Origin of the sequence: Streptomyces sp. NPDC088766 (assembly GCF_044750845.1) — a bacterium.
Lineage (GTDB): Bacteria > Actinomycetota > Actinomycetes > Streptomycetales > Streptomycetaceae > Streptomyces.
Window position 1 is genome coordinate 130,430 of sequence record NZ_JBIVKQ010000005.1, and the last position, 12,378, is coordinate 142,807.

12 protein-coding genes are annotated in these 12,378 nt (G+C 71.6%); 8 read left to right on the forward strand and 4 right to left on the reverse strand.

Translation table 11 applies throughout. The annotated features are described in order from the left end of the window. Nucleotides 1-333 precede the first annotated feature (333 nt). The 3 genes from ACIP5W_RS09645 to ACIP5W_RS09655 all read left to right on the forward strand — a co-directional run bounded on the left by ACIP5W_RS09645 (nt 334) and on the right by ACIP5W_RS09655 (nt 4,246). Complete coding sequence (locus ACIP5W_RS09645) at nt 334-2,091, forward strand: protein kinase (RefSeq protein WP_401469322.1); 1,758 nt, start codon at nt 334-336, stop codon at nt 2,089-2,091. A gap of 206 nt (nt 2,092-2,297) precedes the next feature. Next, nucleotides 2,298-3,587, forward strand: coding sequence for a hypothetical protein (locus ACIP5W_RS09650; RefSeq protein WP_401469325.1), 1,290 nt, complete (start codon nt 2,298-2,300; stop codon nt 3,585-3,587). 143 nt (nt 3,588-3,730) lie between these two features. Continuing rightward, entirely contained in the window at nt 3,731-4,246 is a 516-nt protein-coding gene (locus ACIP5W_RS09655) for a hypothetical protein (protein ID WP_401469328.1), read from the forward strand. 100 nt (nt 4,247-4,346) lie between these two features. Here ACIP5W_RS09655 and ACIP5W_RS09660 read toward each other — a convergent pair whose 3' ends face one another. From ACIP5W_RS09660 to ACIP5W_RS09670, 3 genes are all read right to left on the reverse strand, one after another. Beyond that, nucleotides 4,347-5,534, reverse strand: coding sequence for a tachylectin-related carbohydrate-binding protein (locus ACIP5W_RS09660; RefSeq protein ID WP_401469331.1), 1,188 nt, complete (start codon nt 5,532-5,534; stop codon nt 4,347-4,349). Between the two features lie 109 nt (nt 5,535-5,643). Further along, nucleotides 5,644-5,808, reverse strand: a complete 165-nt coding sequence (locus tag ACIP5W_RS09665; RefSeq protein ID WP_401469334.1) for a hypothetical protein — start codon at nt 5,806-5,808, stop codon at nt 5,644-5,646. Nucleotides 5,809-5,976: 168 nt separating this feature from the next. Next, on the reverse strand, nt 5,977-6,285 hold the full coding sequence (locus ACIP5W_RS09670; RefSeq protein ID WP_401469336.1) for a hypothetical protein: 309 nt from the start codon (nt 6,283-6,285) through the stop codon (nt 5,977-5,979). Between the two features lie 164 nt (nt 6,286-6,449). On the opposite strand from ACIP5W_RS09670, the gene ACIP5W_RS09675 reads away from it, so the two are divergent. From ACIP5W_RS09675 to ACIP5W_RS09695, 5 genes are all read left to right on the forward strand, one after another. Continuing rightward, complete coding sequence (locus ACIP5W_RS09675) at nt 6,450-7,445, forward strand: helix-turn-helix domain-containing protein (RefSeq protein WP_401469339.1); 996 nt, start codon at nt 6,450-6,452, stop codon at nt 7,443-7,445. Nucleotides 7,446-7,645: 200 nt separating this feature from the next. Then, nucleotides 7,646-9,178, forward strand: coding sequence for an MFS transporter (locus ACIP5W_RS09680; RefSeq protein ID WP_401469342.1), 1,533 nt, complete (start codon nt 7,646-7,648; stop codon nt 9,176-9,178). A 179-nt stretch (nt 9,179-9,357) separates the two neighbouring features. Further along, nucleotides 9,358-9,789 (forward strand): ester cyclase, encoded by a 432-nt coding sequence (locus tag ACIP5W_RS09685; RefSeq protein WP_401469345.1) that lies wholly within the window; start codon nt 9,358-9,360, stop codon nt 9,787-9,789. Nucleotides 9,790-10,058: 269 nt separating this feature from the next. Beyond that, nucleotides 10,059-10,526: a DUF6153 family protein gene (locus ACIP5W_RS09690; RefSeq protein ID WP_401469348.1), complete on the forward strand. Its 468-nt coding sequence runs from the start codon at nt 10,059-10,061 to the stop codon at nt 10,524-10,526. 114 nt (nt 10,527-10,640) lie between these two features. Next, on the forward strand, nt 10,641-11,291 hold the full coding sequence (locus tag ACIP5W_RS09695; protein ID WP_401469351.1) for a DUF305 domain-containing protein: 651 nt from the start codon (nt 10,641-10,643) through the stop codon (nt 11,289-11,291). Between the two features lie 46 nt (nt 11,292-11,337). Here ACIP5W_RS09695 and ACIP5W_RS09700 read toward each other — a convergent pair whose 3' ends face one another. After that, nucleotides 11,338-11,601 (reverse strand): SHOCT domain-containing protein, encoded by a 264-nt coding sequence (locus tag ACIP5W_RS09700; protein ID WP_401469354.1) that lies wholly within the window; start codon nt 11,599-11,601, stop codon nt 11,338-11,340. Between the last annotated feature and the right edge of the window lie 777 nt (nt 11,602-12,378).

Below are 12,378 nucleotides of genomic sequence, written 5' to 3' on the forward strand. Positions count from 1 at the left end.
TGCCCGCACCTCGTCCTTCCCTCGCGCAGCCGGCTCCGCCCCCTCGTCGGGCGGAGCCGGCTGCGTGTCCGTGACACCGCGTCTTCGCGTCTCCGCCTCTCCGGTCTCCGGTCTCCGGTCTCCGCGCCGGGTTCCCCGTATGGCCGACGTGGCCGACGTGGCCGACGTGACCGGCACGATCCGCCACCGCACCGTCCTGCGCGACCGTCCCGCCGACGGCCGATGCCTGCGAGCCGTGCCCGACGGGGCGAACGTCGCCCGATGCTGCACTAGCCTCTTCACCCTCAACGAAGGCGAACTGACTTACGTCGAACACCGTTTAGGGGAACACACGTGTCAGATCAGCGGCCGTCGCCGTCGGACCCGGCGACGAGCGAGGCCACCGCGCTGCGGCAGGCAGGCGCCTCCCCCCTGCGTCCGGACGACCCCGAACAGGTCGGCCCCTACGTGCCGTTGGCCCGGCTGGGCAGCGGCGGCATGGGACGCGTCTACCTGGCACGCCCCGTCGACGACAGCCCCGGCCTCGTCGCCCTGAAGGTGATCCGGCCGGAGTACGCGGAGGACCCCCGCTTCCGGCGCCGGTTCGAACGGGAGGCAGCCGTGCACGCCAGGCTGCGCACCCCGCACGCGCCGAAGCTGTGCGGCACCGGTTTCCGGGACGAACTGCTGTGGATGGCCACCGAGTACCTCCCCGGACCGGACCTCGCGCAGGCCGTACGGGAGGACGGCCCGCTCGCCACCGCAACGGTCTGGCAGGTGGCGGAGCACCTCGCGCGGGCCCTGTGCGAACTCGCCGCCGCGGACATCGTCCACCGCGACCTCAAGCCGTCCAACGTCCTGCTCACCCTCCGCGGCGCGCACCTCATCGACTTCGGCATCTCCAGGGCGGCGGAGGCGAGTTCGATCACCGGCACGGGCAACCGGGTCGGCACCCCCGCCTACATGTCGCCGGAGCACCTCAGGACGGGCCGCTCCGACACGGCGTCGGACGTGTTCTCGCTGGCGGGGACGCTGGTCTTCGCGGTGGCCGGACGGGCCCCGTTCGGCGACGGCACCGGCGTCGACGTCATGCACCGGGTGGCCTTCGAGGAACCCGACCGGGAACTGCTCGGCGAGATCTCGTCGACGGACCCGGCACTCGGCTCGCTGCTGTCGGCCTGCCTGGCCAAGGAGCCCGGCCGGCGCCCCACCCCGGCGGAACTCCTGCGGACGGCCGCACGGCACGCCGGCCCGCCCGGCTGGCCCGACCCGCTGGGCGGCAGGGTCCTGGCCCGGCAGCGGGCGTACGAGGTGCTGTTCCGGATCCCGGTCGACCGCAGGGCCCGCTTAGCCCGCCCCACCCCGGCACCGCCCCCTCCGCCCGCTCCGCCCGCTCCGCCCGCGGAACCGACGCCCTCCCCCGCGGCGACGCACCCGCCCGGCACCCCTCGCGGCGGCCGGCGCCGCAAGCCGCTGCTGGCCGGCGCCGCCGTCGTCGCCCTCTGTCTGACCGCCGCGGGAATCTACGCCCTGACCGGCCGGAACATCCCCGCCACGGCCGGCTCCCCCGGATCGGCCGCGACCGCCCCCGCCGACTCCGGTGCGGGTTCCGGCGGCACCGCCTCCTCCCCCTCGCGCGGCATCCGCGGCGGCGCGTCCACCAGGGGCGGTGTGTCCACCGGGGGCGGCAGCGCGGCCCGCCCCGACGGCTCCACCGACGAGACCTCCGGCCCGCTCGCCACCGCCTCCCCGTCCCCCTCCGACGGCCGTACGCCCACCCCCGCCGCCCCACCGGCCGGACCCGGTGCCTCCACCGACCCCGCCCCGGCCCCCAGCAGCCCCGCCGCGGAGCCCGTGACCGCGCCCTGGAACACCGACTGCACCCACTACCTCGGCAGCGGCCGCACCCGCCGGGGCGACACCGGAAAACGCGTCCTGCAGGTGCAGTGCATGCTGACGAAGCGCGGCTACGGCCTCGGCGACAGCGACAGCGACGGCGACTTCGGCCCCGGCACGGAAACCGCCGTACGCGATTTCCAGAACGACCGGGGACTGACGGGCGACGGCATCGTCGACCACGACACCTGGACGGCCCTGCACGCCGAGGACTGACGGCCGGACGCCCCCTCAGGACGCAACGGGCCACGGCCGGTTACGTCCATACGATCTCCCTTCTCACCCCCGTGACCTGCGGCGAGAGTAGTTCCTGCCACCGGGCGCACCACCCGCTGCGAACCCTCACAGCTGCACCTGCAGGGCAGCTGTCCGGGGAGCGACGTGCCATCGCCCGCTCGACTTCCACGCCGCAGGAGAACACCATGAAGCTGGGCAACACCGTTCGTCGCGCCTCCGCCGCCCTCGCCGTCGGCGCCATGTCCCTCGGACTGGTCACGGTCACCGGCGGAGCCGCGCAGGCCGCCGCCTCGTGCACCGGTGACGTGTCGATCTACGGCACGCTGTCGGACGGCAAGCTGACGTACACCCAGATCGCGCCGAACACCGGCGACCGGGTCAAGACGCTGATCGGGCCGGCCCTCGGCTTCACGCCCAAGGCGATGGCGACCCTCAACTTCAACACCGTCCTGGTCACCTCGACCGCCGGCGACCTCTACCGGGTGGACGTGCAGACGAACAACACCTCGCTCGCCCTCGCCGGGGTCGAGAAGATCTGGGACGGCGGCTGGACCTTCGACAAGATGGTCTACGACGGCGCCGGTCATCTCTACGGAACGGTCGAGGGCCAGCTCCACCAGTACCTCGTGTCGCAGGACAAGCCCCAGGGCTCGGCACACATAGGCCAGCACGTCGTCATCGACACCGGCTTCGTCCTGAAGACGCTGGCCGCGGCCGGTGACGACCGCATCATCGCCTCGACGGCGGACGGCCGCCTGCTCAGCTACAAGATCAACGGTGTGAACGACTGGGACCGCGCGGTCCTGAAGTCGAGCGGCTGGTCGGGGGTGGACTCGCTCTCCTCGCCGGGCGGCGGCCTCTACTACGGCCGTACCAACGGCGGCATGTACTGGTACCACGACGTGGACCCGACCGACGGTGACGGCAGTGACATCGCCTACCACACCAACGACCCGGTGGACGCGTCCGGCTGGACCCAGAGCCTGCTGTCGGCCTACGCGGACAACTGCGCCTACGTGGCGCCGGCCCCTCCGAAGTCCGTACAGGGCGGCACGATCTACCGCAACGAGGTCATCGCCCGGGCCAAGGACTGGTACGGCCGCAACGTCCAGTACAGCCAGACCGCCTACGCCACCGACGTCGACGGCGACCACTCCTACCGCACCGACTGCTCCGGCTTCGTCTCCATGACCTGGCACCTCACCACCTCGCTGACGACGTCGACCCTCCCCAGCGCGGGCACGCAGATCTCCAAGGCCGACCTCCGGCCCGGTGACGCGCTGAACTCCAGCAGCGAGGGGCACGTGGTCCTCTTCGCGGGCTGGAAGGACCAGGACGCGGGCTCCTTCTACTACTACTCCGAGGGCAGCCCGAGCTCCGACATGAACTACTCGACCGCCAACGTCTACAGCGGCACCATCGACAGCCACCCGGCCTCGTCGTACGTCGCCCTGCGCTACGACAAGATCGCCTGACACACCGCCCGACGCCCCGAAGGCCCCGCCGATCCCGGCGGGGCCTTCCCGCGTTCCGGCCGGCTGCCCCGGAACGGCCGTCCCGGAACGCTGTCGTCCCCCTCTCAAGATCACCTACGCTCCGTGGAGCCGATCAGACCCGCGTGACCGAAGGAGCCCTCACCGTGCAGCAGACCGGCAGATTCCCCACCGCCGCAACAGCCACCGCAGCAGCCGTGGCGGCAGGCCTGCTCCTTGCGTCAGCACCCGCCGGGGCGGCGCCGAACTGGCAGACGGTCTCCACCGGCCCCACCTGGAGCTGCGCCCCCACCGTCGTCCACACCGCCGGGGCGGGCGTGGGCCTCCAGGCCTGTCTCGTGCGCAACGCGAACGACGACGCGCAGACCGTCCTGGTGGTCGTCAACAACTCCGGCTCGGCCGTGACGGTCTCGGCAACCGTCACCTCGGACTTCGCGGCCTCCGCCGGCTGCTCGACGTACACCCTGACGGCCGGAGAGCGCCGGGGCTGCTTCGGTACGACCGCGCACGTGCCGGACTGCCTGTACGGCGCCGGCCACCCCGACCCCGACGGCCAGACGTACGGCGGAAGCGCCCGGCTCACCGTGAACGGCGTGACCGGGTCGACCAGTTCACCGAGGACCGGCTGCGTCCCCGCCTGAGACACCGCGGCCCCGGCGGCCCCGGCTCGGACGGCTCACGTGAAAGGGCGGCGCCCCCTCGGTCCGAGGGGGCGCCGCCCTTTCGCGTGTGTCCAGGTGATCAGTACCAGTTGTTGGCCCGCCAGAAGTCCCACGCGCCGCACGGCGAGCCGTAGCGGCCGTCGATGTAGCTCAGACCCCACTTGATCTGGGTGAGGGGGTTCTCCTTCCAGTCGTCGCCCGCGACGTCCATCTTGGAGGCGGGCAGCGACTGCGGGATGCCGTAGGCGCCGGAGGACGGGTTGGTGGCGTTCCAGCGCCAGTTGCTCTCGTGGTCCCAGAGCTGCTCGAGGCAGGACCACTGGGCGGAAGTGGCCCAGGCGGTGTCCTTGTTGTTCATCATCTGCCGGCCGGCGGCCTTGACCTCGGTGATGTTGTCGCGGTCGACCGTGTCCGTGGTGGTGGTGCAGGTGTAGGTGCCCGGCTGGGCGGACAGCAGCTTCTGCGTCCAGCCGCTGGTGTTGACCGGGTCGTCCAGGTGGTAGGAGATGTCGGAGCCGGAGCCGTCGGTGGGGTTGGCGTCCTTGTACCAGTACATGGCACCGGTCGAGAGCCGGCCGTAGTAGAGGCCGCCACCGGGCGAGACGAGCTGGTTGAAGCCGGACCAGCCGGACGTCTTCAGGGCGTTGCTCTTCCAGGAGCCGGCGCCGGCGATCGAGTAGTCGAGCAGGCGCCCGTCCTCGGTGGTGGCGCTGAGCCGGTCGTCGCCGGTGGCGGTGAGCGTCTTCAGGACGAACCCGGTGTCGATCTCGGTGCGCACCCCGATGTGCTGGGAGCCCGCGGGCTTGTCCTCGGTCACGTTGTAGCGCAGCAACAGGCCCGCGGCCGTCGTGCCGTAGAGGTGCCCGTGACCGTCGTAGGTGAGCTTGTCATGGGTCCAGCCGCTGTCGGCGATCTTCACCGGTGCGTTGAGCAGGGCCAGGCTGGTGTTGTTGGTCTTGATGTCGACGCGGTAGAGGGCGCCGGCGGTCGACGTCATCAGCACGGTGTTGAAGTTGAGGGTCGCCATCGCCTTCGGCTCGAAGCCGAGGTCGGGACCGACGAGCACCTTGGCGAGGTCGCCGGTGGCCGGGTTGATGCTGCTGAAGGTCAGCCTGCCGTCGTCGAGCACGCCGTAGATGTTGACCCCGCCCGAACAGGTGGTGGCCGCTTCGGCGGTGGAGGCGGTGACCGTGAGGAGTCCGGTGGTGAGGACGCCGGCGGTCAGCAGGCCCGCGACTCTACGGCCGGTCGTGCGGATGTTCTTCACTTTTCGGTCCCCCTGGGGCGAGTGCGATCGGTAGGTCGGGCATCGGAAGGCGGCCGGCGGCGCGACCCGTGCGCGAGGTGCGTGCCGCGCGGCGGAGGCGGCGGTCGGCCTACTGCCAGCCGGCGTCGGCCGGGGCGACCTGCCAGCCGGCATCGGCGACGACGGAGAAGGAGGTGTCGGCTTCGGACAGGGACGCGACGGCCGGGGCGGCGACGGACGCGGCGATGACGAGGGAGGCGACCGCGGCGGCCTTGGCGATCCGAGTGCGAAGCATGACTGGTCCCGTTTCTGAGTCGGTTGCGGTGTCCCGGTCCGGTGGCCGCGTCCCGCGGTGACGCTCGCCCTGGCCGGTGATCAATAGCTTCGCCGCAGCTCAAGTCCGTGAGAAGGGCTCATGGATGGACGGAAGGGGCCTTGGACTCATACGTCCACGGCGGCCGTTTCAGTCCACCGGCTGCGGCACGAACGCCAACGGCAGCAGCGGCACCCCCGCGCCGGTCAGCCGTGCCGACGCCAACTGCGGTACGGCGCGCCGCAGTCGGCCGCAGACCCGGACGGCCCGCTCCTCCGCCTCGTCGAGCGCACCGGCCACGACATAGAAGCCGAGCGTGAGCGCGGACGAGGAGCGGGGGTGCACGGCGACGTGCTCGACACGGTCACCGGGGAGAATCGCTGATCGCACCAGGACCTTCACGTCGTGCGGGAGTTGCTCTCCGCACGGCAGTTCCAGATGCGTGTGCACAAGGTACATGCGCTCCAGGGTCGCAAGCGGAGAACCCCTCGGAGCCCCTCCGGTATGGCCGGTTGAGGCCGGGGCCCGTTCCGGCCCCACCTCTCTCCCCGTGACGATGCCTCACCTCTCTGCGAAGATCTTGTTCGAATCAGGGACGTGCCGTGCAGAAAATGGGGGGCCACATGCTGACCGCACTCGGACTCGACACCGTCGCGGAGACGGTGTACCGCGCCATGCTCAGAGAGCCGACGGCAGGCGTCACGGCGCTCGCCACCGAGGTGGGGCTGCCCGAGGAAGAGGTGCGCGACGCCCTCGACACGCTGAGCGAACTGGCTCTGGTGCGTCCCGCCGCCGGGGACGCGGGCCGGCTCCGCGCGGTCTCCCCCGACATCGGCATGGAAATCCTGATGGCCCGCCAGCAAGCGCAACTGGCGGCTCACCAGCGGCGTCTGGAGGCCTCTCGGGCGGCCGCGGCCCAGCTCATATCCGAGTACGCCGAGCTCCGTCCGGACGCCAGTCATCCGGGTGTGGAGCAGCTCGTCGGACTCGACCGGATCCGCGACCGGCTGGCGGTGCTCACCCGTGAGGTGACAAAGGAGTTCCTGGCCTTCGCGCCGGGCGGACCGCAGACCGCCGAGAACATGGCCGCGTCACGGCCGCTGAACCAGGACCTCCTCGGCCGCGGGGTCCGCATGCGGACGATCTACCTCGACAGCGTCCGCACCCACCGGCCGACCGTCGAACACGCCACCTGGCTCTCCGGGCTGGGCGGCCGGGTCCGCACGGTCCCCTCCCTGCCGACCCGCATGATCCTCATGGACCGGCGGATCGCCATGATCCCGGTCAGCAGCGACGACACCGCCGCCGGAGCGGTCCTCCTGACCGGGCAGGGCACGCTCACCGCGCTGTGCGCGCTCTTCGAGACCACCTGGGAGGCCGCCCAGCCGCTCGGTGAGGTCGTCCCCACCGATCCCCACGGCCTCACCGGCCAGCAGGCGACCGCCCTGCGCCTGCTGGCCGAGGGCCACACCGACGAGACGATCGCCAAGCGGCTCGGGGTCTCCCACCGCACGGCCCGGCGGATCGCCTCCGAACTGATGGACCGCCTCGCCGCCCGCAGCCGCTTCGAGGCCGGCGTCCGGGCCGTCCAGCAGGGCTGGCTTCCGGCCTGCCCCTGACCGCGCGGCCGCAGATCCCGCCCGGTGTCCTCCCCGGGGTTCGCGAGGGTGACCCGAACAGGTACCGGGCCGCGCCCGTCGGCCGGGGTGGACAAGCCGCAGGCGGATGCCCGGTTACGGTCGGTCGGCGAGCGGCCGGGACCGGCCGGCGTACGGGAGGTGCAGTTGTGTCGACCACGGGCCCACGATCCACTGTCGCGATGCTCCCGGTCATCTCGGGACTCGCGCTGGCTTTCACCATCACGGCCGTCGACCCGCTGGTCCTCAGTCTGAACATGCCGCAGATCAGCCGGGCCCTCGACGTGCCGCCCGACGCCGTCGGGTTCCTGGGCGGCGCGGCGACGCTGATCGTGGCCGCCGCAGTGCTCGCAGTCGGCAGCCTCGGGGACGCATTCGGGCTCAAGCGGCTGCTGATGCTCGGGCTGGTCGGCGACATCGTCGTCAACCTGCTCTCCGCGATCTCCCCCGGCTACGTCTTCCTGCTGGTGACGCGCCTCCTCGACGGTCTGGCGCTGGCCGCGATCCTGGGCGTGTCGATGGCCCTGCTCAAGGCGTCGGTGCCGCCGGAGAAACGGCCGACGGCCATCGGCATCTTCATGGCCATCGACATGGTGATGTGCGGGGTGGTCCCCGCGGCCGGGGGCTGGGTGGTGGAGGCCGTCGGCTGGCGGTGGCTGTTCCTGGTCGCCCCCCTGCTGTCGCTCATCGCGCTCTGGCTGACCGTGCGGCACGTCACCGAGCCCCCCGTCCTGCAAGGGCGCAGGATCGACGTCGTCGGCATCAGCCTGGTCGGCGTCACCCTGCTGACCCTCGTCCACGGCGTCGCCGAGGCGGAGAACGGGATCTCCCAGCGCCAGGCCTGGCTGCCGCTGGCGATCAGTGCGGTCGCCGGGGTGCTGTTCGTGCTCCGTGAGCGCCGGACACCGGACCCGGTACTGGACCTGTCGCTGTTCCGCAGCGGCCCGTTCGCGGTGGCCGCACTGGCCAGCCTGACGCTCAACTTCCTCGTCGCCGGGTTCAGTTTCGCCCTCGGGCAGTTCGGCAGTGTGATCCTCTCGCTGCCCCCGCGCACCATCGGTCTGCTGTTCCTTCCCGGCACCCTGGCGATCGCGGCCGGTGTCATCCTCGCCGGGCGCCTGATCGGGAAGTACACCCCCCGGCCGGTCCTCATCACCGGCCTGCTGGTGATGGTCGCGGGCGGGCTGCTGATGGCGGCCACCGCCGATCCCGCGATGGCGCTGTGGATCGTCGTACTGGCGACCTGGCTCACCAACCTCGGATCGCTGGTGACCTCCTCGGCCGTGGCCGAGACCATCCTGGCGTCCGCCCCACCGGGGAAGTCCGGCGCCGTGGCCTCCGTGCAGCCGGCGTTCGGAATGACCGGCTACGCGCTCGGCCCCGCCGTATACCTCCTGCTGCTCAACCTCTTCTTCCAGCGGCAGTGGCTCAACGACGCCGAAGCGCGCGGCATTTCCGTCTCCGAGGCCCAACAGGCGGTGGACGCGACACGCAGCGCGATGGCCCACAGTCCGGGCACCGCCGGGTACGACCCGAACCTGCTCCAGCAGTCCGGACTCGACCTCGGGCTGGACTTCACCGACGGCCTGCGGCTCACCATGCTGGTCGTGAGCCTCCTGCCGATGGCCCTGGCCGTGGTGGCGTACCGCGTCATGCCCCGACGGCCCCGCACCACACCGGAGGGACCGACCGGGTCACCGGCCGCGGGGTCCTGATCCCGAACGCCACTCGGTCCGAAGGCGAGAAGGTCCCTTCGGCTGTCCGGCCCGGCGCGGAGGGTGCTCACCTCCTCGTGGGCGGCCACCGGGCGATGTCCGGCTGTCCGCCAGGGGATGCACGGCCGGACGCAGCGGGCGAGCATGGAAGAAAAGGGATGTTTCCCATGGAGGTTCCCATGACCGACAACGAGACCTTCGTCCGTGATCTTTTTCGGGCGTGGAACGAACGGGACTACGACTCGATCGCCGGGTCCGTCTCTCAGGACTGCACCCTCGTCGAGGAGGGCAGCGGAAGGACGCTGAAGGGTCCGGAGGGCTTCACCCAGCTCGCCAGAGCGATGTTCGACGCGATGCCCGACGGCACCTTCACCCTCGACCACCTCACGTCCCAGGGGGACACGGTGGTCGTCGAGTACACGGGCAGCGGGACCCAGACCGGCGACCTGGTCCTGCACGCGGGCACCGTGCCCGCCACGGGGCGTCAGGTCACGGTGCACGCGTGCGACATCTACGAGGTCGAGGACGACAAGATCAAGCGGGGCCGCGCCTATCTGGACACCGGCGCCATCATGAGCCAGCTGGGCCTGACCGAGCAGCTGCGGGGCTGACGGGAGTACGTCCGCGGCGGAGGGCTCCGGCCACGCCGACGACCGGGGGGCCGACGGCCGGGGGCCCAGAGCTGGTTTCGGCTGTCGGCTGTCGGCTGTCGGCTGTCGGCTGTCGGCTGTCGGCTGTCGGCTGTCGGCTGTCGGCTGTCGGCTGTCGGCTGTCGGCTGTCGGCAGCTTCCGACGGCACCGGCGGCACCGGCGGCTCGGGGGTCACGCGGTCGGCCCAACGGACCGCTCCCCGGCGGCGGAACCGGCGGGCCTGCGTAACATGAGGGCTGTGACAGCCCGTGCACAACACCTCCGAGCGTCATCACCCACGGGGTGGTGGCCGGCACCGCTGGTGCTCGGGCTGCTGATCGGCCTGTTCGGCATGCACGGCCTCGCGCCGGGTGGAACCGCCGTCAGCCGTCACCCCTCGTCCTCCTCCCACTCCGCCCACTCCTGGGGCCCTTCCCACTCCGTCCGCCCCTCCGCCGCCCCGCAGCACGCGGACCCGGCGGTGGTGAGTGCCGAACGCGTCTGCCACGGCGGCGGTGACGGCCGCGGGCACGCGGAGCATGCCGATCCGACGTGTTCCTCGGGCGCCGTGGGTGCGGGCCCGCTCCTTCCCGTGCCGGCACTCGACCCCACCGGTCAGGCGGTGGACCTGGTGGGCAGCCGCTCGTCCACGGCGACCGGACCGGAGGGCGGTCGCGCGCCTCCGTCACTCGCCGAGCTGCAACTCCTGCGGATATAGGCCGGTTCCGAGCCGTGTCGCCGCCGCCGCGCGTATCGCGGCGGGCAGGCGTACGGCCCTCCGCCACGTCCCGCGCCCTTCGCGCGCCCGTTCGCACACCGCAGGAGTTTCCGCATGACCAGCACTCGTTCCCTGATCCGCCGCGCCGCGCTCGGCACGGCGGCCGTCACCGCCGCTCTCGTCCTCGCCGCCTGCGGCAACGACGACGGCGGTTCCGACTCCGGAGCCGGCGCCGGCTCCGCGGCCGAGGGGTCGGCCTCGGCGAGCGCCGAAGCACACAACGACCAGGACGTGTCCTTCGCGCAGGGCATGATCCCGCACCACGAGCAGGCCATTCAGATGTCCCGGACGGCCGAGAGCCGTGCCTCCTCCAGCGAGGTCAAGGACCTCGCCGCGCGGATCGAGAAGGCGCAGGACCCGGAGATCACGGCCATGTCCGGGTGGCTGAAGGCGTGGGGGGAGGACGTGCCGGCGTCCATGCCCGGCATGGACCACTCGATGCACGGCACGGACGAGTCCTCGGGCCCGGGCATGCCCGGGATGATGGACGCCGAGGACATGGACGAGCTGATGAAGGAGTCCGGCAAGGGCTTCGACTCGATGTTCCTGACCATGATGGTCGAGCACCACGAGGGGGCCGTGGAGATGGCCACCACGGAGAAGGAGAAGGGCCGGTACGCGCCGGCCAAGGAGATGGCCGCGGACATCATCACCACGCAGAACGCCGAGATCGAGGAGATGAACAAGCTCCTCGGCAAGAGCTGACGACACCACCGTGCGGGGTCCGGGCCGCGACGGGGCGGCCCGGACGTCAGGGTCTGGTGAGAGGGCCGGCGTGCAACGCGCCCAGGCGGCGCCGGTACTCCTCCTCGTCGATCTCCCCGCGGGCCAGCCGCTCCCGGAGGATCTCCTCGGGCGTGGGCGCGGCCGGGGTGTGGGTGTGCTGCCGCGGGCTGTTGAGGGCGCGGATGAGCAGCACGACGACCGTGATGACCAGGGCCCAGAACAGAATCATGCCGGCCGACATCGCGAACCAGCCCCACCCGCCGACGTCGTGGTCGTACCAGAACATCATCGCCACTCACCTGCTCAGGCGTACCGGCGAAGGGGAGCCGGACGCCCCCCGGGACTTCTCGACTTCACCGACATGGTCCCTCCGGCCGGGGTGGCGGGTCAAGGGCCGTTGTTGCAGGCCAGACGTCTTCTCCCAGACGGTGATGGAGGAGGTGCTACGGCTGGAGGCGGAGACGGAGACGGAGACGGAGACGGAGGCGCGGGGATGGGCACCCCGGAAAGCACTCCGCCCCGCCGGGCGAACCCGGCGGGGCGGAGACGAGCACGAGGACCAGGTCTCAGATCCATCGTGCCGGGAGTTCAGGGAACCCCTGGCCGACCGTCGAGAAGCTCGGACACGGCAGGGACCGGACAAGTTCGGAACCGGCCGGCAGCGCCGGGTCCGCCACCACGACATGGACCCGGGGCGGGCGGGCGGGGTCGCCGATCGGCAGACCGCGACGCCCCAGTTCGCACAGTGCCGACCTCCTCCTCAACACCGCGTCCCTGCCGGCACACCGGTTCACCGGAATCAACGCCCTCCCTCCGCCCGAGACCTGGCCGACCGTTCCCCGCCCGGTCCTGCGAAACCGCTACGTCGCCCTGCTGAACTCCCAGCACCGGGGCCTGCATCAGCTGCCCCACAGGCATCACCTGCAATCCCGTCACCGGCTTGACCAGGTGAACACGACAAGTAGTTCAGCCAGCGGACCCGCAACGGCCAAGGTGCTTCCCCGGCCCCACACGGGCATAGGTCAAGAGCGCGTCCGTTCTGACCTTCGGCCCCGCACACGCGGGG